The sequence below is a fragment of the Haloglomus halophilum genome, from assembly GCF_024298885.1.
Lineage (GTDB): Archaea > Halobacteriota > Halobacteria > Halobacteriales > Haloarculaceae > Haloglomus > Haloglomus halophilum.
In genome coordinates, this window is the sequence record NZ_CP101166.1 from 463,312 (window position 1) to 485,629 (window position 22,318).

20 protein-coding genes and 1 tRNA gene are annotated in these 22,318 nt (G+C 70.2%); 10 read left to right on the top strand and 11 right to left on the bottom strand.

What is annotated here, in order from left to right; all coding sequences use genetic code 11:
* The first annotated feature begins 101 nt into the window (after positions 1 to 101).
* Positions 102 to 1,322, top strand: a complete 1,221-nt coding sequence (locus tag NL114_RS02265) for an MFS transporter (RefSeq protein ID WP_254823184.1) — start codon at positions 102 to 104, stop codon at positions 1,320 to 1,322.
* Positions 1,323 to 1,662: 340 nt separating this feature from the next.
* On the opposite strand, the gene NL114_RS02270 is transcribed toward NL114_RS02265, so the two are convergent.
* The 4 genes from NL114_RS02270 to NL114_RS02285 all read right to left on the bottom strand — a co-directional run bounded on the left by NL114_RS02270 (position 1,663) and on the right by NL114_RS02285 (position 5,750).
* The gene (locus tag NL114_RS02270; protein WP_254823185.1) at positions 1,663 to 2,190 is read right to left on the bottom strand and encodes a gamma carbonic anhydrase family protein; all 528 of its coding nucleotides are present in this window, start codon (positions 2,188 to 2,190) and stop codon (positions 1,663 to 1,665) included.
* Positions 2,191 to 2,251: 61 nt separating this feature from the next.
* Positions 2,252 to 4,615, bottom strand: a complete 2,364-nt coding sequence (locus tag NL114_RS02275; protein ID WP_254823186.1) for a tubulin-like doman-containing protein — start codon at positions 4,613 to 4,615, stop codon at positions 2,252 to 2,254.
* 135 nt (positions 4,616 to 4,750) lie between these two features.
* Positions 4,751 to 5,029: a DUF8028 family protein gene (locus tag NL114_RS02280; RefSeq protein ID WP_254823187.1), complete on the bottom strand. Its 279-nt coding sequence runs from the start codon at positions 5,027 to 5,029 to the stop codon at positions 4,751 to 4,753.
* Positions 5,030 to 5,147: 118 nt separating this feature from the next.
* A complete protein-coding gene (locus tag NL114_RS02285; protein ID WP_254823188.1) occupies positions 5,148 to 5,750 on the bottom strand; it encodes a rhomboid family intramembrane serine protease in 603 nt (200 codons plus the stop codon).
* Between the two features lie 111 nt (positions 5,751 to 5,861).
* Here NL114_RS02285 and NL114_RS02290 point away from each other — a divergent pair, with 111 nt between their 5' ends.
* Positions 5,862 to 6,932, top strand: coding sequence for a saccharopine dehydrogenase family protein (locus tag NL114_RS02290; RefSeq protein ID WP_254823189.1), 1,071 nt, complete (start codon positions 5,862 to 5,864; stop codon positions 6,930 to 6,932).
* Between the two features lie 101 nt (positions 6,933 to 7,033).
* On the opposite strand, the gene NL114_RS02295 is transcribed toward NL114_RS02290, so the two are convergent.
* Complete coding sequence (locus tag NL114_RS02295; RefSeq protein ID WP_254823190.1) at positions 7,034 to 7,771, bottom strand: ATP-grasp domain-containing protein; 738 nt, start codon at positions 7,769 to 7,771, stop codon at positions 7,034 to 7,036.
* Positions 7,772 to 7,913: 142 nt separating this feature from the next.
* Positions 7,914 to 9,119, bottom strand: a complete 1,206-nt coding sequence (locus NL114_RS02300) for a threonine synthase (protein WP_254823191.1) — start codon at positions 9,117 to 9,119, stop codon at positions 7,914 to 7,916.
* Between the two features lie 124 nt (positions 9,120 to 9,243).
* Between NL114_RS02300 and NL114_RS02305 the strand changes: the two genes are divergently transcribed.
* Positions 9,244 to 10,530: an NAD(P)/FAD-dependent oxidoreductase gene (locus tag NL114_RS02305; RefSeq protein ID WP_254823192.1), complete on the top strand. Its 1,287-nt coding sequence runs from the start codon at positions 9,244 to 9,246 to the stop codon at positions 10,528 to 10,530.
* Positions 10,531 to 10,560: 30 nt separating this feature from the next.
* Here the strand turns inward: NL114_RS02305 and NL114_RS02310 are convergent, their stop codons facing one another.
* The 3 genes from NL114_RS02310 to NL114_RS02320 are packed head-to-tail and all read right to left on the bottom strand — an operon-like array spanning position 10,561 to position 13,114.
* The gene (locus NL114_RS02310; RefSeq protein WP_254823193.1) at positions 10,561 to 11,298 is read right to left on the bottom strand and encodes a metallophosphoesterase; all 738 of its coding nucleotides are present in this window, start codon (positions 11,296 to 11,298) and stop codon (positions 10,561 to 10,563) included.
* Positions 11,299 to 11,357: 59 nt separating this feature from the next.
* Positions 11,358 to 11,624, bottom strand: coding sequence for an HAH_0734 family protein (locus NL114_RS02315; protein ID WP_254823194.1), 267 nt, complete (start codon positions 11,622 to 11,624; stop codon positions 11,358 to 11,360).
* Positions 11,625 to 11,674: 50 nt separating this feature from the next.
* Positions 11,675 to 13,114, bottom strand: a complete 1,440-nt coding sequence (locus tag NL114_RS02320) for a sensor histidine kinase (protein ID WP_254823195.1) — start codon at positions 13,112 to 13,114, stop codon at positions 11,675 to 11,677.
* A 156-nt stretch (positions 13,115 to 13,270) separates the two neighbouring features.
* Here NL114_RS02320 and NL114_RS02325 point away from each other — a divergent pair, with 156 nt between their 5' ends.
* Together NL114_RS02325 and NL114_RS02330 are read left to right on the top strand one after the other, a co-directional pair.
* On the top strand, positions 13,271 to 13,552 hold the full coding sequence (locus NL114_RS02325; RefSeq protein ID WP_254823196.1) for a 50S ribosomal protein L44e: 282 nt from the start codon (positions 13,271 to 13,273) through the stop codon (positions 13,550 to 13,552).
* The gene (locus NL114_RS02330) at positions 13,552 to 13,731 is read left to right on the top strand and encodes a 30S ribosomal protein S27e (RefSeq protein ID WP_254823197.1); all 180 of its coding nucleotides are present in this window, start codon (positions 13,552 to 13,554) and stop codon (positions 13,729 to 13,731) included. The genes NL114_RS02325 and NL114_RS02330 overlap by 1 nt, the downstream gene beginning before the upstream one ends.
* 62 nt (positions 13,732 to 13,793) lie before the next feature.
* Here the strand turns inward: NL114_RS02330 and NL114_RS02335 are convergent, their stop codons facing one another.
* On the bottom strand, positions 13,794 to 14,864 hold the full coding sequence (locus NL114_RS02335; protein ID WP_254823198.1) for a glycosyltransferase family 4 protein: 1,071 nt from the start codon (positions 14,862 to 14,864) through the stop codon (positions 13,794 to 13,796).
* Between the two features lie 671 nt (positions 14,865 to 15,535).
* Complete coding sequence (locus NL114_RS02340) at positions 15,536 to 18,043, bottom strand: DUF2298 domain-containing protein (RefSeq protein WP_254823199.1); 2,508 nt, start codon at positions 18,041 to 18,043, stop codon at positions 15,536 to 15,538.
* A 142-nt stretch (positions 18,044 to 18,185) separates the two neighbouring features.
* On the opposite strand from NL114_RS02340, the gene NL114_RS02345 reads away from it, so the two are divergent.
* From NL114_RS02345 to NL114_RS02365, 5 genes are all read left to right on the top strand, one after another.
* The gene (locus NL114_RS02345) at positions 18,186 to 18,896 is read left to right on the top strand and encodes a hypothetical protein (RefSeq protein ID WP_254823200.1); all 711 of its coding nucleotides are present in this window, start codon (positions 18,186 to 18,188) and stop codon (positions 18,894 to 18,896) included.
* A 45-nt stretch (positions 18,897 to 18,941) separates the two neighbouring features.
* The gene (locus NL114_RS02350; protein ID WP_254823201.1) at positions 18,942 to 19,727 is read left to right on the top strand and encodes a glycosyltransferase; all 786 of its coding nucleotides are present in this window, start codon (positions 18,942 to 18,944) and stop codon (positions 19,725 to 19,727) included.
* Positions 19,724 to 20,215, top strand: coding sequence for a GtrA family protein (locus NL114_RS02355; RefSeq protein ID WP_254823202.1), 492 nt, complete (start codon positions 19,724 to 19,726; stop codon positions 20,213 to 20,215). Before NL114_RS02350 ends, NL114_RS02355 begins: the two co-directional genes overlap by 4 nt.
* Positions 20,216 to 20,311: 96 nt before the next feature.
* A tRNA-Met gene (locus NL114_RS02360) sits at positions 20,312 to 20,386 on the top strand.
* Between the two features lie 118 nt (positions 20,387 to 20,504).
* Positions 20,505 to 21,692 (top strand): RNA-guided endonuclease InsQ/TnpB family protein, encoded by a 1,188-nt coding sequence (locus NL114_RS02365; RefSeq protein WP_254823203.1) that lies wholly within the window; start codon positions 20,505 to 20,507, stop codon positions 21,690 to 21,692.
* Positions 21,693 to 22,318: the final 626 nt, after the last annotated feature.

Below are 22,318 nucleotides of genomic sequence, written 5' to 3' on the forward strand. Positions count from 1 at the left end.
GCGGGTGAACGATGTAGCCGACGGGAACTGGCAGGCGACCGCCGGCCCCGTCTCGCGGGCCCTTCGCTACCCTCAAACCACCTGGCCCCGCAGCAGTGGCCGTGTCGACCCAGGACGACCAGCAACGGACCACGCCGGGGCGTGCCTCCGTCGCGCTCCTCGGTCTCGGGGCGCTCGCCTACGGCTGTCTGCTGTTCGCCTGGTTCTCGCTGCCGGCCTACCTCCCCACCCTCCAGACCGACCTCTCGCTCACCAACACGGAGGCCGGCGTCCTCGCGGGGGCGGTCCCGCTCACGTACGTCCCCATCGGCCTGTTCAGCGGTGCGCTGACCGACCGCGTCGGCGGCGAGCGCGCCGTCGGCGCCGGCGTCACACTCGTCGGCATCGCCCACCTCGCGCGGAGTACGGCGCCGGACTTCCCGACGATGCTGCTCGCGACGCTCCTGCTCGGGGTCGGCGGGACCGGCATCACCTTCGGGCTCCCCAAACTCGTCGCCGACCGGTTCCCCGAGCGCCTGGTGAGTTCGGCGTCGGCGGTCTACCTCGTCGGGTCGACGCTCGGTACCGCGGCCGCCTTCGGCCTCGGGCGGCCGACCATCGGCCCGGCCCTGGGTGGCTGGCGGCCGTTCTTCGGCGCCACGGGCGTCGCCGTCCTCGCCTTCGCGGCGGGCTGGTGGGTCGCGCTGGCGCTGGCCGAGCGGGTCGGGCCGGTGCCCGACCGGACCTCGCGCGAGTCGTCGCTGGCGGCGCTCCGGGCCGTCGCGCGCACGCCGGCCGTGGCGCTGCTGGTCGTCGTCGGCTTCGTCTACCTGTTCGTCGTCCACGGCCTGCAGGGCTGGCTCACGGCGGTCCTGGAGTCACGCGGTGCCTCCCCGACGCTCGCAGCGCGTGTGACCACACTCCTCGTCGTGGCCCAGCTGGCCGGCACCGTGACGCTGGCGCCGCTCGCCGAACGGCTGGACCGGCGCCGTGCGGCCGTGCCCGTCGCGGGTCTGGTCCTCGCCGCGGGGACCGCCGGCGTCGCGCTGGCCGTCGACCCGCTCGTCGCCGCAGTGCTGGTCGCCGGCGTCGGGCTGGGGCTCGGGACCATCTCGCCGCTGCTGCGCGCACTCCCGGTCGAACTGGAGGGCGTCGGTGCCGAGCGTACCGGGACCGCCGTGGGGCTGGTGTTCGCCGTCGGGGAGATAGGCGGCTTCGCCGGCCCGGCGCTGGTCGGGACGCTCCGCGACGCGACCGACTCGTTCGTCCCGGGACTCGGCCTGCTCGCGGCGGCCGGCCTGCTCGCGGTCGGCGCCGGTGGGGCACTCGCCCGGCGCGGATAGCTCTTGAACGCCTCGAATTCTCGAATGAAGTACGGAATATCTGTATTCTATCGAGGATAGACACCGAAAGAGTCCACTACCGGATGGATACTGCTCCAGCCGCTGTTTATCGAGGGCCGAAAGAGGAAGGCGGCAGAGTGGTGACGGCAGCGCCGGTGGGTGGTGACAGGGTGGTGGTGGTGGTGATGTTTGTGGTGGTGGCAACCACCCACCGCATGCGAGAGGTAGGCACACCCACAACTAACCGTTCTGCCGGGTACGTACCGGGATTTATTACAGGCTCTCGTCGGGTGTCCGGCGCCGGACGGTACCGCGTGCCGCATCGGGGCCGGCGGGCGGCTCAGTCCTCGACCGGGGGATGGCCGCGTGCGACGACCTCGCTGCCCTCGCGGTGGTCGTCGGCGTACTGGGTGTACGCCTGCCCGGCGTACGCCCAGGGGGACTCCTCGACCTCCTTCTTGACCGTCGCGGGCTGCCCGACGGCGAGCGTGTTCGCCGGAATCTCGGTGCCCTCCGTCACGAGCGCGCAGGCCCCGACCATCGCCTCCTCGCCGACGGTGCAGTCGTCGAGGACGACCGCGTTCATCCCGACCAGCGAGCGCTCCTCCGTGACGGCCCCGTGGACGATGGCCGAGTGGCCGACGGTCGCGTACGGGCCGATGTCGGCGCCCTCGTGGAGCACGGCGTTGTCCTGCACGTTCGCGCCCTCGCGGAGGACGATGGCGCCGTGGTCGCCCCGGAGCGTGGTGTTGGGCCAGACGCTGGCGTCGGCCTCCAGCGTCACGTCGCCGATGACCTCGGCGGCAGGGTGGACGAACGCGTCCTCGTGGATGGTCGGTTCCGTACCCTCGAACGAGCGGATAGCCATGGTCCGGGCGTCGGCCCCAGGGGTCAAAGGCCCGTCGGGCGGCAGCCCCCCGTGGTCGTGTTCAGTCCCGGTCGAACGGGCGGCTGTTGTCGGAATCCATCTCGATGTCGGCGATGGCGTCTGCCACCTCGCGCTGCTTCGCGCCCTGCGTACCCTCGGGGAGGAGTTCGGGGTAGGCGATGGCGTCGCGGACGGCCGCGTCGTCGAGGTCGTCGAACACCTCGCTCACGCTCCGGGCGGGGTCCTCGAACGCCTCGTGAAGCGCCCCCAGCGTACGCATCTCCGGGAGCGAGACGGGTGCGTACAGCCCCGCGAGGTCGACGGCGAACCCGCGGCCGTCGTCCACGCCGATGCGGTCGTCGAAGGCCTCGGCCAGCGCCGCCTGCACGTCCGGGCCGTCCTCGGGGGCCAGCGCCAGCAGGTCCCCAGCCGGGCCCCAGCGGTTCTCCCGTGCGGTCGCCATCACGAGGCGACTCTCCGGGGCCGCGTCGCCGTCCGGGTCGTGGACCGGGTCGGAGAGGGCCACCACCAGCGTGGTGAGTTCGGTCGCGATGTCGGACTCGTCGACGAACCCCTCGGCGACCAGCTCGGCGAGGCTGTTCGCGAACGAGAGCGTCTCCGGGATGAGGTCGGCGACGTTCGTCAGCGGAACCTGCCGGTGGCGCCCCCCTTCCGTGATCCGGGGGTGGGACAGCCGCTCGCGCAGGTCGTCGCGCCGGCGCGTTATCTCCCGGCGGGACTCGCTCATGCTGTCGTGCTTGCGCCGCACCGTATCGCGCTCGCGCTCCAGTTCGTCCCGTCGCTCCCGGAGTCGCTCGCGGGCCTCGCCGGCACGCTCGCGCGCGGCCTCGCGGACGGCCGTGAGGGTCGCGAAGGCGTCCGCGAGGTCGTCGAGTTCGGCGGCGCGCCCGTTCACGGCCTCGGCCTGCTTCCGGAGCCGGCGGCTCGCGATGGGGTTGAGCCGGTCCTCGGCTGCCGCGGACAGCGACTCGGCCTCGTTCGAGAGTGCCGGCTTGACGACCTGCCGCCAGGCTCCCAGCGGCTCCGAGGGGAGCCCGTCCTCGCCACGCTCCGCCAGCACGGCGTCGACGGCGTCGCCGTACTCGCTGGTGGTCTCGTTCAGCGTCGCCGGGAACGGATGCCCGTCGACGGCCTCGTCGAGCCGCTTGGCGAGGCCGTGGCCGAGGATGAGCGCGACCACCGGCCGCGTCGGAACCCGCTTCGGAACCGCCCGCCCGACCTCGCTGACCACGCTGTCGATGTGGGCCTGCAGGTCCACCCGGCCCTGCGCGAGCGCGTCGACATCGGCGTCCTCGACGCGGCGCTCCGGGTAGTGGAAGACCGCATCCTCGATGCCGTCCGGGACGCGCTCACCGTCGAGGTCGGCGTCGAGGATGGTCGAGAGCCAGTCGATATCCGCATCCAGCCCGTCGATGCGGTTCTCGAGGTCCTCGAGCTGGTCGGTGACCGCGAGCCGGTCCGAGCGGACATCGAACAGCCGGTCGAGGTCGTCGACCGGGAGCGTCACACGCCCGGCGGTGACCCCGTAGATGGGCGGGCCGGGCTCCTGGCCGAACGTCGCGTTGTCGAAGGCGAGGTCCGGCCGGCCGTTCGTCAGGGCGTGGCCGACGGCGGTCGTCGCGGCGGCGCGCTCGACCGGCGTCACGCGCCCCTCGTCGTCGACGGGGGCGAGGAAGAGGCCCGCGAGCGGCGGCTCGTCGAGCGTGATTGCCGGGCGTCCGAGGACGGCCTCGGCCAGCGGGAGCTCGAGCTCTATCGGGGAGGCCGTCTCGCTCCCTGGCAGGAGCGCCTGTAGCTCCCGAACCGTGACGTAGGCGTTCCGCGCGTGGATGGCACTCGTCGCGTCACCGGTGCTGCTGGGGAGGCTCCCGAACGCGTACGTGGAGACCGGGAGCCGCAACTCGTCGGCGATATCGGCGACGAGTGCGGTCAGCAGTGGGAGGCTTCCGCCGCCGATGCCACCGCCGAGCCCCGCGAGCAACCAGACATCGATGCCGTCCTCGGCGTTCTCGACCGCCGCGGCCTCGCCGATGGCGGTGTCGAGCGCCGACCGGACGGCTGCGAGGTTGCCGCCGGATTCGAGCGCCAGCCGTGCCAGCGCCCGGCGGCGGCGCAGTCCCGACCCGGGTTCGGTCGCCGAGGGGGGTGCAGCCAGGTACGACCGCTCCGCGTTGGCGTCCGGCGGCCCCAGCGTAACCGTCTCGGCCACCGCTGGAGCCTCCGTCCCGAGGTCGCCCTCGTCGGTGTCGACGGCGATGAAGGAGAACCGGTCGGGGTCGATATCCGCCTCTCCGGTCCAGTCCGACCCGTTCCCGTCGGCCACGGCTCCGACCCGGTCAGCGACTGCCGCCAGCATCCGTGCGCCCCCCGCACCGATGCCGACGACGACCGTCGGCCTGTTCATGCCTCGACCTGTGCGGAGGGGAATATAAATCCCTCCCGGCCACCGCGCACACGGAACCTGCCGGCCGCCACAGCCGGCCCGCTGACCGTCATCCCGCCGACCGTCGGTCCCGCTGTCCGACCGTCGGTCCCGGCATCAGTCCCGATTGTGCGTGTGCCCGGCGCTCAACGCGAGCAGGTGGAGCACGACCAGTGCAGCGAGGAGCATGGCGTCCTGCTGGCTGGAGAGGCCAGTAAGCAGGAGCGGGACGTAGGTCAGCGGCAGGAGGACGGCAGCCCAGAAACCGACCGTCTCGACCGCCGCGACCGCTGGTCCCCCGGCCGCCGTCGCGAGGCCCGAGAGCGCCTCCGCGAGGACGTCCCTCGACTGTCCGGGGACGTCCTGTCGGAGCACGCGTCGCGGGTTCCATCGCATGGTAACGAGTAACGTATCCGCCCACATGAAGCTTCGCCGGAGACCGACTCAAAAGTGTCCCATCTCCGGGTTCTTCGGGTATCAACCACCGGCGTGAGCCGGGCTCGAGAGCCGGCGTTCAGGGGTGGTCCGTCAGCCGCCGGCCGGCGCGCGCGTGGAGGACGCGGCGACGGCCGGCGACCAGCCCTGCGCCGAGGCCGACGGCGTGGGCGACGAGCGCCACGTTCGGGGCCGCGGTCACCAGCACGATTGCGGACACCAGTGCGGCGCCGCCGACGAGCAGGAGCGTCCGGTCCGGGCGGAACCGACGGAGCGCGGCGTGGACGACGGCGTTCCCCGTGATGGCGTAGCCGACCAGCGCGAAGACGGCGCCGCTCGCGCCCAGCACCGCTGTGGGCTGCCCCACGAGCCCGTCGACCAGGACCTGCACGATGGCCGAGAGCATCCCCGTCAGGACGAAGAAGGCGTGGAACCGGAAGCGCGTACTCGTCCGCTCGATGGCCAGCCCGATGGCTGCCAGCGCCACCGCGTTCCCCAGCAGGTGCGGGAGGCTCGCGTGCGCGTAGACGTTCGTGACGAGCGTCCAGGGACGGGCGAGCAGCGGCGGCGCCAGCGCGAAGAGATGCCCCTGGATGCCGACCAGCCCCACCGTACTCTGGACGAGGAAGACCGAAGCCATCGCCGTCAGCGTCTCCACCGTCGGGCTCTCGCGAAGCGCCACGGGCGGATTCAGTGGGGATAGCGCAAAAGACCGTCGGGCAGATGGGACGGTCGGACGACCGGTCGTGGCTGCCTCCGGTGGGTTTAGGCCGCCCGCGCGGGACGCTCGCCCATGGACCTGCTCATCTACGGCTCCTACGGCTACACGGGCGACCTCATCGCCCGGCAGGCGGTCGAGGCCGGCGCGGAACCGACGCTCGCCGGGCGGTCGCGAGCGAAGGTACAGCATCAGGCCACGGAACTCGACCTGCCACACCGCGTCTTCGACCTCGACGCGGACGACGTGGCGGCCGAACTCGCGGCCGCCGACGTGGATGCCGTCCTCCACTGTGCCGGCCCGTTCGTCGAAACCCACCGGCCGATGGTCGAGGCGTGCATCGACACCGGCACCCACTACCTCGACATCACCGGCGAGATCGAGGTGTTCGAGTCCGTCGCCAGCTACGACGAGGCCGCCACGGAGGCGGGCGTCCAGCTGATGCCCGGCGTCGGCTTCGACGTGGTCCCGACGGACTGTCTCGCCGCCCACCTCGCCGAACGCCTGCCGGACGCGACGGACCTCCGGCTGGGCTTCCAGGCCGAGGGGGGCCTCTCGCCCGGGACCGCGGCGACGGCCGTCAACTCCATGGGCGAGGGCGGCGCGGTCCGGCGCGACGGCCGCATCAAGTCGGTCGGGGCGGCCCACGAGACCCGCCGCATCGACTTCGGCCGCGGGAAGACCGGCGCCGTCACCATCCCCTGGGGGGACGTGGCGACGGCGTACCACACGACCGGCATCGAGAACGTCACCGTCTACACCGCCGTTCCGGGCGTCGCACGGCTGTTCATGCGCTCGTCCGACCTGTTCGCGCCGCTGTTCGACCTGCCCGGCGTGACCGACACGCTGCAGGACCTCGTCCACGCCACCGTGGAGGGTCCGGACGAGGAGACCCGCGAGCACACGCACTGCTACGTCTGGGGTGAGGCCTCGAACGACGAGGAGCGTGTCGTCTCCCGACTCGTCACGCCGAACACCTACACGCTGACGGTGGATGCAGCGCTCATCGTCGCCCGGAAGGTGCTCGACGGCGAGTGGGAGGCCGGCTTCGGAACCCCCGGCGGCGTCTACGGCCCGGACCTGGTGCTGGAGATCGACGGCGTCGAGCGGACCGACGAGGAGCCCGTGCGCGTGGTGAGTCGCTGAGATCCAACGGCTGAACCGTCGACGTTCGCCTCCGGAGCGACCGGGAGAGGCGCGGGCGGCCCAGTGGCTGATGCGTGGGAGCATGCGCCCACGACTCGAACTCACTCGGGACTCGGGACCGCCCGGTGGATCGAATCGGTCAGGGCCGACTCCAGTCCTGCCTCCCGGAAACTCGGTGCGGCGTTACAGTCGACGGCGTATCGGATACCATCCGCCTCGATGATGTCGACCCCCACCGCCTGTGTGTCCGCCAGCGACAGCAGCCGTTCCATCCGGTCGACGTCCCGCTCGGGCGTCGGCTCGTGGCCAAGTACCCGTTTCTCCCCGGACAGCTTCGACGAACAGATGACGGTCTCGGCGTGTAGCTGCCGGCCATCGTCGACGAGGTAGCACTTCCGGTCGCGCCCGTCGGTATCCAGCAGGGGCTGGTAGAAGCCGCCGGTTCCGCCGATCTCCGGATCCCCATCCCAGCTGAACAGTGGCTTGGTGACGTACTGCCCCTCGGGTGGCTCGAAGCTCACCGGTGGAACGCGGAAGCCGACCGCCGACAGCGCCTCCAGCATCACCAGCCGTGAGGCGAGGATCGTGGTCGACAGCCGGCCGTTCCAGGTGGCGATTCCGGCACGTTCGGCCAGGCGTAATGCCCGGACCGATGCGGGGCGGACCTTCTTGCAGACCAGAAGTGACAGCTCCTCGATCGCTGACCGGGGCAGTTCCCGCTCCGGCTCGAAGTACGTCACTTCGTGCCCTCGGCGGCGGAGGCGACGCCCGACCGTCTCGAACACGTGGTGGTCCGGCCGGCAGATGATCCCGATCCGGGATCCGTCGCCGGTGGTCATACCGTGTTGCCGGCGGATCGGCATCGGTCATCCCGGTCAGTCCGTACGACGCCGTTCCAGCGCCAGCTCTGGGGAACCACGGCTATGCCCGACCTTTCTCCGTGATAGGGCATTCGATATCGATAGATGATCCGCGCCGTTTCTACATCCCTCTCGCCATCAACCGGCTCCGGATCATATCGGCGTCCTTGTTCCCGGCGCCGGTGTTCAGCAGGACGATGGTGTCGTCCTCGCCGAACGCCCCCTCCTGTGCCAGCTCCCACGCCCCGGAGGCGGCGGCCGCGCAGGTCACACCCATCTCCAGGCCCTCGTGCTGGGCCACGGTCGCCGCCGAGTCCATGATGTCCTGGTCGTCGGTCGCCACGGCGCCGCCATCCGACTCCCGCAACGCCTCAAGCACGAGCCGGCTCTCGCCGGGGTCGGGGATCTCGATGCCGCCACAGATGGTGTCGGGGTACTCCCAGGGCTCGTGCTCGTCGCGGCCCGCCTCGAACGCCTCGACGATGGGGGCACAGCCCTCCGACTGGGCGGCGTACAGCGGCGGAACCTCGTCGACGAGCCCCAGCTCGCGGAACTCGCGGGCGGCCTTGTGCATCCCGACGAGGCCGACGCCGCCACCTGTCGGGTGGACGATGGCGTCGGGGGTCTCCCACCCGAGCTGCTCGATGAGCTCGTAGTACATCGTCTTCTTCCCCTCGTGGCGGTACGGCGTGACGAACGTCTGGAGCGCGTAGTAGTCGTCGCGCTCGTCCATCACGTCCCGGTAGGCCTCGGCGGCGTCGTCGATCTGCCCCTCGACGACGTACATGTCGCCGCCATGGGCGTTGATCATCGCCTTGTTGACGAACGAGGCGCGCGAGGGGACGAACACGTGCGACGCCATGCCCGCGCGGGCGGCGTACGCCGAGGCGGCCTGCCCGGCGTTGCCGGCCGAGGCGAGCGCCACGTCCGTCGCGCCGTGCTGGGCGGCCGCCGACACCGCGACCGCCGCACCGCGGTCCGTGAACGTCCCCGTCGGGTTGCGTCCCTCGTCCTTGATGAGGACGCGCCCGACGCCCAGTTCCTCGGCCAGGTTCGGACACTCCACGAGCGGCGTGCCACCCTCGTCCATCGTCACCGCCGCGTCGCGCGGGAACGGGAGCAGCGGCTCGTAGCGCCAGACCCCCGCCCGCCCGGCGCGGATGGCATCGCTGGCGAAGGAGTTGCGCGTCAGGTCCAGCGCGTCGTAGTCGTACGTCGGGTCGAGGACGCCGCCGCAGTCGGGACATCGCCCCGGCTCGTCGGCGGCGTCGAACGACGCCCCGCAGTCGAGACACTCCAGCCCGGTGAACGCGTCCGTCGTCTCCATGGTCGGGCGTTGGGGTGTCCGCGGCAAAGGGCTGTCTTTCGCGGCTGCACGGGCCGGATGCTGTATCTCCGCGGTGACATCCGCGACGACAGTGGTTTAGTCCCCGCCGCGAGAACCGCCGGCCATGACAGACGTCGCCGTCGTCGGCGGTGGGCTCGCGGGACTGGTGGCCGCCCGACGACTCGCGGAGGCCGGGGCACGCGTCGAACTGTTCGAGCGCCGCGAGGCGTTCGGCGGCCGTGTCCGCAGCACGCACGACGGGCGCTACACCTTCGACCACGGCTTCCAAGTGCTGTTCACGGGCTATCCGGCCGCCCGGCGCGAACTCGACCTGGACCGGCTGGATCTGCGCGAGTTCCCCCCCGGCGCGGTCATCTGCCGCCCCGGCCATCGCTCGACGCTGTCGGACCCGCTACGGGACCTGAGTGCGCTCGTCCCGACGCTCCTCAATCGGGACATCCGCACCGCGGACAAGCTCCGGCTGTTCCAGCTCCAGCGCGAGCTGAAGGGGAAGTCCGAGCGCGAGATCTTCGCGGGGGAGGATACGTCCATCCGTGCGTTCCTCGCTGACTACGGCTTCTCGCAGTCGCTCGTCGAGAACTTCGCGGAACCGTTCTACGGGGGTATCACGCTCGACCGCTCGCTCGAATCCTCGGCGGCCGTCTTCCAGTACACCTTCAAGTGCCTCTCGGAGGGTGCCATCGCCGTGCCGGCGGCGGGGATGGGCGCCATCCCCGAACAGCTCGCGACGCGAGCCGAGCGGGCTGATGCCACGCTCCACGCCGGGGAGACGGTGACGACGGTCGCGCCGGACGGCGAGGACCCCCGGACGGACGGCGTAGCACTCACCCTGGACGGCGTGACCGGGACCCGTCGCTTCGATGCCTGCGTGGTCGCGACGAACCCGAAGGCCGCGAGCGGCCTGACCGGCATCGCGACGCCCGACGAGACCCGCTCGTGTACAACCGGCTACTACTCGCTCCCGGCGCACAAGGACCTCCGGACCGGCGGGCGCATCCTGCTGAACGCGGCCGACGACCGGCCGAACGAGGTCGCCCCCCTCTCCGAGGTGGCACCCGAGTACGCCCCCGACGACCGGCAGCTCCTGAGCGCGACCTGGCTCGGGAGTCCCGATGCCGACGACGACGCGCTGACCGAGGAGGTCCGGGAGGCCCTCGTCGAGTGGTATCCCGAGCACCGCTTCGACGACCTCGAACACGAGCATACCGACCGGGTCGCGTTCGCGCAGTTCGCCCAGCCGCCGGGGTTCCGTGACGACCTGCCCGGGGTCACGGAACCCGAGGGGCCGGTGTACCTCGCCGGCGACTACACCTCCTGGTCCTCCATCCACGCGGCGCTGGACTCGGGCGGACGAGCGACGCAGACGGTACTGGACGAGCAGGGCATCTGAGAGCTCCGGTGCCGACCTGCGACCGCGCAGCTACAGCATCTCCCGGAACCGCCCCAGCGGCGGGAACGCCAGCGTCTCGTCGGCGCGCTCGTCCTGAACGACCGGCCGGAGCAGGTCCGCGTCCGTGACGAGCGGCGACATGAAATCGTTCGTGCCCATTCCGTTGACGGGGGCACCCGCCGCGAGTCGCGTGAACGAGGGCAGCATCAGCAGGTCCGCGCCGCGGTAGCAGCCCCGGCCGTGAAGGTAGCAGGGGCGGCGTTTCCCCTCGATCTCGATGGTCGGGTGGTCGTGGCCGACCACGTACAGGTCCGCGTCCCCATCCACATCCGTCTCGGCCGGCGACTCGTGGCCGTGACAGACCACAACCGTACGGTCGCCGTCGACGAGTGGATATCCGGCGGTCGTCGAGCCGTCCCACAGCTCGGCCAGCATCGTGTCGTGGTTGCCCGGCGTGATGACCACGTGTGCGTCGGCCTCGTCCACGGCGGCCCGGAGGTCACGCAGCGACTCGCGGACGCCACGCGGGACGCTGCTGAACGAGTGGAGGAGGTCGCCCGCGACGACCAGCTCGGCGGGGTCGAACCGCTCGAGAAGCGCGCCGACCCGCTCGACGATATCGCGGTCCTCGCCGAGCCGGAGCTGGACGTTCGAGGACTCGTCGCGGCCGAGGTGGGTATCGGCCAGAACCAGCGCGTCGGCGCGCTCGAGGTAGACCGCGCGGTCGCGGAAGCTGACTCCCTCGACGGGCGCGCCGCGCGTGGACATGGCCGTGCGTAGTGGGTCGGCGGCGAAAAGGGTCCCGGCTGCCGGCGTGTCGCCCCGGCTCAGACCGCGAGATCGCTCTTCTCGCTGAGTACCGTGACGGCCTCGGCGTCGACGTCATCGACCTCCATATGCATCGGGATGAAATCCCGCCGCGCGAACGTCTCGCGCTCGTCCTCGGTCCCGACGGTGCACCAGAGCTGGACGCGGTCGGGGCCGTGCCAGTCGCCCTGCCGGGCGATCGCGAAGCAGACGAGTTCCTCGCCGTCGACCTCGATGACGGCGTCCTTGCGGATGCCGGGGTCCCCGTGGATGATGAGCCGCTTCATGCGCCCACGTTGCGAGCATCGGTGGTTAAGCGTGTCGAAGCGATGCCCGTTCAGTTCCCGGGGGGGACCACGTCGACATCGTGGAACTCGAAGCGAGCGCCCTGGCCGTCGCCGAGCGTCACGCGCCAGCCGTGGGCCTCCGCGAGGTTCCGCACCACGGCCAGCCCGAGCCCGACCCCGTCGCCCGTGGAGTGGCCCCGGTCGAAGACGCGCTCGCGGTCCGTCTCGGGGACACCCGGGCCATCGTCGGCGACGACGAACCCCGCCGTCCCGTCTTCGCCCGCGAGCGTGGCCACCGTGACGGTGACATCGTGGCCCGCGGTGGAACCGTGTTCCACGCTGTTCCGGAACAGGTTCTCCAGGACACGGCGGAGCCGCGTGGGGTCGGCCCGGATGACGATATCCGTCGTCACCTCCAGGGTCGCCCCGTGGGTCGACACGCTGTTCCAGGCCGCCTGCGAGATGGCCCGGAGCGAGACCGGGACCGGGTCGATGACGGTCCGGTCCTGCCGTGCGGCCGTGAGGATGTCGTCGATGAGGTCGTTCAGTCGGGCGAGCGCGTCGGCCGTTCGTTCCAGGTCCGACGTATCCCGCTCGGCCCGAGCGATGTCCAGTGAGCCGATGGCGACCGACAGCGGGTTCCGGAGGTCGTGGCTCAGCACCGCCGCGAACTCGTCCAGTTGCTCGTTTCGGGTCCGCAGGCTGTCCTCGCGGGCCGCCTGCTCGGAGATGTCACGCCCGGTCCCGCAGAGCCCGAGGATGTTCCCGTGGTCGTCGGTGAGCCGGCGGCCCTGCAGTTCGAGCATGGGCGTCCGGCCGTCGGGAAGCGCCGCCCGGACGCGGGCGGACGCCTCACCCTCGCTCAGAGTCTGTCCGATAGCTTCCTGCACAGCGGCCCAGTCGTCCTCGACGAGGAACTCCCAGGGCCACGTCTCGGCGATCTCCGCGTCCGTGAGCCCCCAGCGCTCGTTGAACCGTCGGTTCCACCGGACCATCCGCCCGTCGGCATCGATGACGTAGAACAGGTCGGTAAGGCTGTCCAGGGCATGGTCGACCTGCTCGCGCTTCCAGCGGAGCGTCTCCACGTCCGCGGCGGCGACGAGGGCCGCGGCCCGGCGCGCGACGAGCTCCGGGAGCAATTCGTCGTCGGCCCACACCACGTCCGCGGCGGGCGCTGCGAGGAGCCCCTGCGCTCCGATCCGGTCGTCCCGCGGGAGGATAGCGAGGAACGGGATGTCGGCCGTGTCCGCGCGGACGGCGTCCAGCGCTGCCGCCGGGTCGGCACCCAGGGCGACCACGCAGTCGGCCTCGCCGGCCGTCACTGCCGTCGCAGCACGCTCCGGGTCCTCGGTCGTCCGGACGACCACGAGCCCTGCGGTCTCGCCGAGGCCCGAGCGGTCGGTGGCCTCTGTGTGTCGAGTTCTGGACGATCCTTCGGCCTCCGTGACGAGCTGGACGACACGGACTGGCGCTGTCGAGTCGGTGATCATTCCCCCTCCGCGGTCCACCCCCGTCTGCGACCGCATGGTTCCGGTACGCCGTACCGGTAGATATACCTCGCGTCGATGGCTCCAGAGCGTGCCACCCGCGGGCCTGTCGCGGAACCGAACCCGTTTTACCGAGGGACGCGCTACCGCCGACAACCTATGGAGATGCCACGCCGGTTCAACACGTACTGTCCACACTGCAACGCCCACCACCAGCACGAGGTGGAGAAGGTCCGGACGGGCCGCTCCTCGGGCACCAAGTGGGACGCGCGCCGCACCCGTCGGGGCAAGAGCGTCATCGGGAACGCCGGGCGCTTCTCGAAGGTGCCCGGTGGGGACAAGCCCACCAAGAAGACGAACCTGCGCTACCGCTGCTCGGACTGTGGGAAGGCCCACCTCCGCGAGGGATGGCGAGCAGGCAAGCTGGAGCTGACCGAATAATGGCGGGGGATTTCGTCTCCGTCCGGTGTCCGGACTGCGAGAACGAACAGACCGTCTTCGGGAAGGCCGCCACCGAGGTCGCGTGTGCCGTCTGTGGCCACGTCCTCGTCCGGCCGACGGGTGGCCTCGCCGACATCGAGGGGGAGGTCCTCGAGGTCGTCGAGTCCCGCGCTGCCTGAACCGGAGCACTCCATCTCTCCTGCTTTCACGCCCCGAGCCGCCGGCTCGTCGACGCGGCGGCCTACTCGGGTCCGGCGTCGGCGCCCGCCGTCACCGACCGGTAGGCGTCCTCCAGTTCCCGCGCCACCCGCTCTATGGAGTGCTCGGCGGCGGTCTCCTTCGCGTTCTCGCCGAGCCGCTCGCGGAGGTCGGGGTTCGCGGCCAGGCGGTCAAGCGCCTCGACGTACTCCTCGAACGACGAGCACATCAGGCAGTCCTCGCCGTCGGTGTAGAACTCACGGAAGACGGGGATGTCGCTCAGGACGACCGCCTTCCCGCAGCTCATCGCTTCGAGGACGACGATGCCCTGGTTCTCGTCCTTCGTCGGGAGGAGGAACACGTCGCCGGCGCCGTAGCCGCCGCGGATGTCCTCGACCCAGCCGGTGAACGTGGCGTTCTCCGGCGGGTCACGGGTCCACTCTTCCACGACGGGTGAGGCGTGTGGCCCCTCGTCGACGTGGCCGAACCAGGTGAAGTCGTAATCGGTGGCCTGTGCGAGTTCACAGAACGTCGTCAGGCCCTTGCGCTCGAAGACACTGCCGACGGTGAACACGCTCATCCCGTCGATATCGTAGCGGTCGCGGTACTCCGCGCGGAGGTCCTCGTGGCCCTCGAGACGCTCGGCGTCGACCCCGTTCGTGAGCTGCCGGATGGGGGCGTCGACGGGGTAGGACTCGATGTTCGAGCGGGTGTACTCCGAGGGCACGAGCACGAGGTCCGCCTGCGAGTAGAACCACCGCAGGTACCGCCGGAGCGGGCCGGTCACCTGCGAGGAGAAGCGGAACGACTCCGCGAAGTCCTCGGCGGTGACGTGGGCGTGGAGGACGAGCGGAATCGAGTTGCGCCTCGCGTGGCGGGCGACGGCGACGCTCCCGGGCCCGATGACGTTGCAGTGCGCGAGGTCGTACTCGCGGAAGAAGCGGTCGCCGAGCAGGCGACGGCCCGCTGCCGAGAGCGGGGAGCCGCCGTTCCAGGGCGAGGTCTCGACGACGTGCTCGGTGTCGGCCAGCGCCGCCCGCTGGTGGGTGGTGCTGGTGCCGATACCGCTGCGCTCCAACTGGTCCTCCAGTTCGAGGTAGTTGAGGACCCGCATTCGTTGTTCGAAGGTCGCAGGGGGCCGCGCTAAACGGTGTCGTTGTAGCATGGAGGCAAAATAATATTTCTATCGTCTTTTTATCTTCTTAACCCTGGGCATATCTGTATAATTTTGGAATTTGTGGTAAATATGGCCTGGTAGTATGGACCTGGCGTCGGACGAAATCTGTTGAAAGCCCCGCCCGCTCGACCTCCCGCGGCTCGCTGCGGTCCTCGGCCTCACTACGTTCGGCCTGCGGTCCTTACATCGCCGGGGGAGGGTCGAGACAGGCGGCCCCTTTCAGTCCCACCCTGTTGCCTGTCGCATCGAGTGTTCGCGCGTGGTGGTTCCAGCGGAGCGCTAGTATCCCCAAACCTCCCCGCGCGAGCGCCGGTGAGGTAGCGGCCCCTCGCCGTTGGCTCGGGAGCCGCCGACCGGTGGCGCTCGCACGCTTCCTGGTCTCGGAACCAGCTGGCCGGGCAATCATTCTCCGGCCGGGAGCGCGTGGCCGAGCGCGGACCCGCGAACCACGCGCGACGCGGGGGAGGGCAGGGGCGGGGTGCCCGTGGAACATCTGTCTCCTAGCGGACTCGAAGGGCGAGAGTGCGAGGGCTTCGTACTGGTCGTCGTTGCCGTCGTCCTGAGAGCGTAGTGAAACCGAGAAACTGGCCTCAAAAACCGCTACAGTCCTATAATTTCGACTGGTCGACCCGGAGGATGGCGACCCCGTTGCTCCCGCCGGACTGGTGGACCACGGTCACGGCCTCGTGCTGGCGGAGGACGCCGATGGTGGTCCCATCGTAGCGGTTGCGCTCGGCCGGGCCGTAGTAGATGTACTCGACGTTGTAGGCGTCCAGCAGTTCGACCTGCTGTTGTGTCGACCCGGTGTAGATGGTCTCGACATCGTCCACGCGGTTCTGGTACGGCTCCTGCCCGCGATAGCCGACCTCGTGGAACCAGCCCGCAACGGTCGGGACCCCGGTCAGCGAGGCAGGAGCGGCGGCGCCCTTCCCGGCCTGGGGGTTCCACCGGTAGCCCGCTGGCGCCGCGGTGACGATGTTCGGCTGGCCCTCCAGCCCGTCGACGTAGGCGATGGCGCGGGCCTCGGCCGGGTGTGACTCCGCGACGAAGGCCTTGCCGTCGAGCGACTGCGGGCCGCCCGCGTTGAAGTGGGCGGGGACGGCGAAGCCGGCGTACAGGGCGCTGAGGAAGACGAGCCCTGCGGCGAGTCCGCGGCCGAGTGTGCGCCAGGTGTCGGCGTTCGGCGCGTCGAACGACCAGCGCCCGGCGAAGGCCAGCCGCGTCAGGACGACACCCATCGCGGGCGCCCAGAGCGCCCACACCTGCGCGTAGGTCTTGAAGACGGTGTTGAACCGCTCCGGCCCGGCGCGCTCGATGACGTAGAGGAACTCGACGAGGACGACGAGGCCGGCACCGGCGACGACGAGCATCGTCTCGTAGCCCACGTCGCGGTCCAGCCGGAGGAGGACCCAGCCGGCCGCCAGCAGCGGGCCGAACAGCGCGAGCGCGGCGAAGTCCATCGCGTACGCCGTCAGGACGAGATACGGCGCGAGCAGCACCGGGAGCGAGAGGTCCTCGAACGGGTCGAGCCGGCTCCCGACGACGAGCACCGCACCGAGCAGGAGCAGCGAGGCCGGCAGCCCGCTGCCGACGGGGAGCGGGATGACGTACAGCGGGACGGAGATGGCCGCGACCGAGAACAGCGTCGAGACGAGTGCCGTCAGGAGCGGCTGCTCGACGCCCCGGAGATCGCGCCCGACGCGGCGACCGAGGTAGGCCCCGAACGCCAGCACGAAGGCGCCGTGGACGAGCAGGAGGCCGCCCAGCGAACTCCGGCCGGGGAGGAAGCCGACGGACCGGCCGCTGGCGGTCCCCAGCCAGAACGGGAGTGCCCAGAGCACTCCGACGACGAGCATCCCGGCTGCGAGGCCGAGCGCGAGCCCCGAGCGCAGCGCCTCCTCGCGGAGGCGGTCGCCGAGGCCGACGTCGGTGGGCGCGTCGTCGGACTCGGCGGGGTCGGTCCCGGTGCCCGCCGCGACCCCGCCATCCGCCCGTGCGAGGTCCGGGAGCCGCCCGCGGACCCGGTCGGGGAGGAGCGTCGACGGGCGCGTGGGTGCGAACGCCAGCGTGAGGAAGGTGAGCCCGGCCGCCGTCGGGAACGACCACGTGTTGACGACGGCGATGAAGCCCGCCAGCGGCGGAACGAGACCGAAGACGAGGAGCCGGCGGCGGGTCAGGTCCGCCTCCGGCGTCCGCCAGTAGGCAAAGAGGATGGCCGCCAGCAGCAGCGTGAACGGCGTGCTCATCATGTGTGCGTGGAGGTCGCCGTTCAGCCACGCGAACAGGGGGAACTCGTTGATGGTGCCCGGGATGACACGGGAGGCCGACCAGTAGGAGAAGTCGGCGGGCGTCCAGGCCGTGAGCTCGGACGGGAGGCCGGCGGCGGCGACGATACCCGAAGCGATGCCGTCGGGGAGCAACCAGAGCACAGCGAGGGCAGCCGTCTGCAGGTTCGCGGCGATGCCGGCGAAGAACGCGCCCAGCGCGCCGGCGAAGCGGCGGGGGGCCCCGTAGACCGCGGCGACGTTGCTCGCGATGCCCCACGCCGAGACGACGAGCGCGCCGAAGAAGCCCGCGAGCGCGAGGTTGTAGGCGAACCGCGCGGCCGTGCTGGTGAGCATCGTCAGCAGGGCCGCGAGCATGTGACCGCCGTAGTAGTACTGGACCGGCTCGTTCGCGAACCACATGTCCTCGGGCGCGAGCGTGCCCATCCCGGCGCCCGTCCGCAGGAGCGACTTGAGGAGGCCGAAGTCGAGGAACTTCTCGCCGCCGATGGGATGGACGGCGGGGTCGAACGCGCGAACGGCGACGACGAACAGGAAGCCGACGGCGAACACGGCCGCGGCCTCGATGGCCCCGCCACGGTCGATCTCCACGTCCCCGGCGAGATAGGAGGCGCCGACGAGGGCGAGAAGCCCGGCGATGAGGGCCGGCCAGCCGAAGGCGACCTGCCCGACCAGGTAGCCGACGATACCGAGTACCGCGAGCGCGAGCGGCAGGGCGAAGGCGGCTCCCCGGTCGGCGAACCGTGGGAACAGCCAGGCGGCCGCCGGCAGCGCCGCCAGCCCCAGCGCCAGATACGTCACCAGCCAGACGGCGACCAGCAGGTACTCCATTCGACCGAGGGACGGGTGGCGTCGAACATACGTCTTTCCCACCGTTCTCGAGGTTTTAACGGGCCACTATTGGCCGGTGAACGGTTCAGAACGGTGAGAACTAGTGCGACCGGTTATGGTGGTCCGGCCCTTCGCCTGGGGCATGGCAACCGGTGGTGCGTGGACATCCGGTTCGACCCCGGGGCTCGCCGTCACGGCGAGTGGCCCCGAGCGGCTAGTCGATCGGCTCCCCAGCGAGGTCTCCCGGGCAGCGGTCGCGGCGGCGAAGCGGGCCGACGTGCTGGTCGTCGACCGGCGGACGTCGGGAACCCGAACCGAGCGCACGGGCGAGGCCGACATCGCCGGCCGGACGGTCCTCGTCGTGCCGAAACCCCCCGGCGCGCGCCCGAGTGTGACCTGTCACAGTACCGAGGCGCCCGAGGCGGACCCGGCGGTCGAACTCATCCGACGGACCGTCGAACTCGACGCGACCGCCGACGCCCACTTCGGCGTCGCCTCGGCCGTCGCCGTCGCGAGCGGTGACGAGCCCCCGTCCGGCGACGTGGGCGGGTCGGCCGACTGGGTCGCCGCCGACGAGCAGGACGACGGGCTCGACTCCGGGACGCCGGACGCGACGGATGCCTCGTTCGGCTTCTCGGACCCGGACGACGGTTCCGGCCAGGTCCCCGACGGCGGCGGCACCACCAGCCGGACGGGCCACGCGAGCGTCTCGCCCTCCGCAGCCGAGCTCGCCGCGCGACGCGACTCCGTCGACACCGCCGCCTCGCGCGTCCTCGAGGACGGCCCGGACGCGGCGGCGCCGCTGGCGTTCTGCGGTCTCTCGGCGGTCGTCGAGCCACTCGACGGCACGTGACCGTAGTCGAACGGCTTTTGCTCCCCCGCTTCCGACCCGTTGGCGATGGCTGACCGGTCGCTGGGACTCGTCGTGCCGGCCTACCAGCCGGATGTCGACCGACTCACCGCGTACGTCCGAGCCTGCCGCACGGCGCTCGACCCCGCCGCCCTCCGTATCGAACTCGACGCACCCGCAGCCGGTACCGCCGACACCCTCCGCGAGCACCTCCCCGACGTGGGCGTCTCGGTCGCCCGCGAGCGCCGCGGCAAGGGCGCCGCGGTCACGGCCGGCTTCGAGGCCCTCGCGGACGAGGTGGACGTGCTCGCGTTCGCCGATGCCGACGGCTCCACCCCACCCGAGAGCCTCGCCACCGTCGTGGGGCCGGTACTCGACGGCCGCACCGACCTCGCGGTCGGGTCGCGCCGCCACCCGGACTCCGAGGTCGTGGGCCACCAGACCCTCGCGCGACGCCGCCTCGGTGACGGCTTCGCCTGGCTCGCGCGCCGCCTGCTCGACGCCGACTGCTACGACTACCAGTGTGGCGCGAAGGCCATCTCGGCCGACGCCTGGGAACGCGTCCGCCCGCACCTGTACGAGGCCGGCTTCGCCTGGGACGTCGAACTCATCGCGATGGCCGGCGCACTCGGCCTGCGAGTGCTGGAGGTCCCCATCGAGTGGGAGGACCAGCCCGGGTCGACCGTCGACCCCGTCGACACCGCCATCTCGCTCGGGGCCGCCCTGTTCGTCGCCCGCCACCGTGCCAAGCGCCTGCAGGACAGCCGCCTGCACGACGCCATCGCCCGCCAGCGCGCGGACGAGACCGCCCTCGTCGACCGGGAGGAACCGTGAGCGTCGCCGACCTCCTACGTGCCCGCCTGCGTGCGCTCGCCTCGGCCGGGCGCATCGGACAGTTCGTCTCCGTCGGCGTCGCCGGCGCCTCGCTGGAGACGGTCATTGTCGCCCTGCTCACCGGCGGCTTCGTCGTCGAGGCGGTGCTCGCGGGACAGCCGCTCGTCGCGAAGGCCGTCGGCGCTGAGGCCTCCATCACGCTGATGTTCCTGCTGAACGACAACTGGACCTTCGCCGACCACGGGGGCGCCGGGCCGGTCGCGCTCGTCCGCCGCTGGGTGAAGTCGCATCTCGTGCGGTCGGTCGGCCTGGCCGTCGCGTTCGCCACGCTGTTCGTGCTCACGTCCTGGACCGACGTGACCCTCGTCGTCGCCGGCGGCGACGTCTGGCCGACGCTCGCCAACGCCATCGGTATCGGTGTCGGGCTCACCATCAACTACGTCGCGGAGAGTCTCGTGACGTGGCGGGTCCACGAGATGGATGCGTGAGTCCGGTGGCCACTCGTACCGCCGCCCTGTGTGAGTTCCTTTCACTCCGACGGCGATAGCACAACCCTTAACCGGGGTTCCGCGCTACGAGTTGGTAGCGGGATGGGATAGCCAGGAGATTCCGCCGGGCTCATAACCCGGAGATCGGTGGTTCAAATCCACTTCCCGCTATTCGAGACTTATCAACTATTTTCACAGATTATCCGGAACTCTCAGTCTCAACTCTCGATATATCTTGTACAACCTCCAACACCTGAATTTTAAAAGTCATTCCGCAGCATTCCGCCTCGTGGCCGCCGAGTACTGCTACCGGACGGCGATTACGCGGCTCCGGGTAGATACATCAGACCGTCGGCTGCTGGAACGGACCATCGACGAGTTCCGGGACGGATGTCAACTCGCGGTCGAGCGGGGATTCCCGGGCGTCACCGAGAAACAGCGTCTTCAGTCGCTCGCCTACGATGACGTTCGAGACGCCACCGCGCTAAAGAGCCAACACGCGATTCTGGCCACGCACCGGGCAGCCGAGGCTATCGCTGGAGTCCGTGATAGCTGGGACGAGGGGCAGAGCGCCTCGAAACCCGAGTTCACGAGCCCCACTATCCCCTACGACGACCGGACGATGACGCTGTTCGATGACGGAACGGTGTCACTCACGACCGTCGAGAGTCGCGTCCGGCCGGAACTCGCACTCCCTGAGGACGAAGACGGCTACCAGTACCAGTATCTGGAGGATGACCGTTGGTCCGTGACCGAGAGTTCGCTCACCATCCGTGATGGGGAGTTCTACCTGCATCTCGGATTCCGGCGGCCCACTGAAGCCACGACTGCCGAGGACGGAACGGTTCTCGGGGTCGACTTCGGAATCGAGAACATCGCGGTCACCAGCACGGCGCGGTTCTTCAGCGGCCGGGAGCTAGCCCATGAACAGCGGCAGTTCGAGCAACGCCGGGCCTCGTTGCAGCAGACGGGAACACGGAGCGCACATCGGACGCTGCAACAGGTGGCGGGCCGTGAGGTGCGGCGACATCGACAGCGGCTCCACGAGATCGCGAACGGAATCGTGGAGGAAGCCCTCTCGCACGATTGCTCGGTCATCGCTGTCGAGGAGTTGACCGGCATCCACGACGAGCTGCCCGAGGCGACCTGGTTCCACCGCTGGGCCTTCCGGCGGCTTCGGGAATATCTCCGCTACAAGGCCGAAGCCTCAGACATCGAGGTCGTCTCCGTCGAACCTCGGAATACGTCGAAGGCCTGTTCGGACTGTGGCCACGTTGCCGACAGCAACCGGCCGAGTAGGGACCACTTCAGGTGTGTCGCCTGCGGGTCGGAGGCGAATGCCGACTACAACGCGGCGAAGAACATCGCGCTCAGGCACGTCCGTCGTGGCCCTCAGTCGTCACGGCGGACGGGCACCCGCCAGTGTGCCCTGAAGTCCGGGATTGTCACCGCGAACGGGACGTTCGTTCCCAGGTGACGTCCACGGACAAGTAACGAGCAACTGGTATCTTCCTCCCGCTATTCACCCCCGGTGTAGCGCCTCCTCGTCAGAGGGCACTCCTCTGGGCCCCTGCTCCGAGCAGGATGACGCCGAGTACGTTCTACCAGTCCAACTTTACCGAACAGGCTCGTGTGACGGGCTCTCGCGGGAGAAACACGTCGAAGTCTCCGCAGTGAGGGGTCTGAGACTGGCCTACAGAAGCGCCAAATCCGCAGATGTACGTGTCCTCATCGCCTGTGTGGTGTGATTCTATCAGATCAGCCCGAATCTGAGTGATGCTGCACGAGCGAACCGGACGAATATCACAGTCTTGCTCGCTATCTCGCTGGATATCAGGCATGCGACCAGTCGATTGGGAAAGTTCCGATTCTCGATATCGCCCGAACACGGCGCTCTCGCTGGATAGATTCCTCAGTACGACGGTCTCTCTGGGGGAACCCGTACGCATCCCGTATTCCCGGATAATCGCGGGTCAGAACATCTCTGACTGGCGAATAGGTGTTCGTACCCTTGCACTGGCTCGAACGTCGATTCCCGAATCCGGCGATTCGCCCGGCGAACAGTGGCGATTTGCCGGCGAACGCAGCCTGCAAATCGGCTGC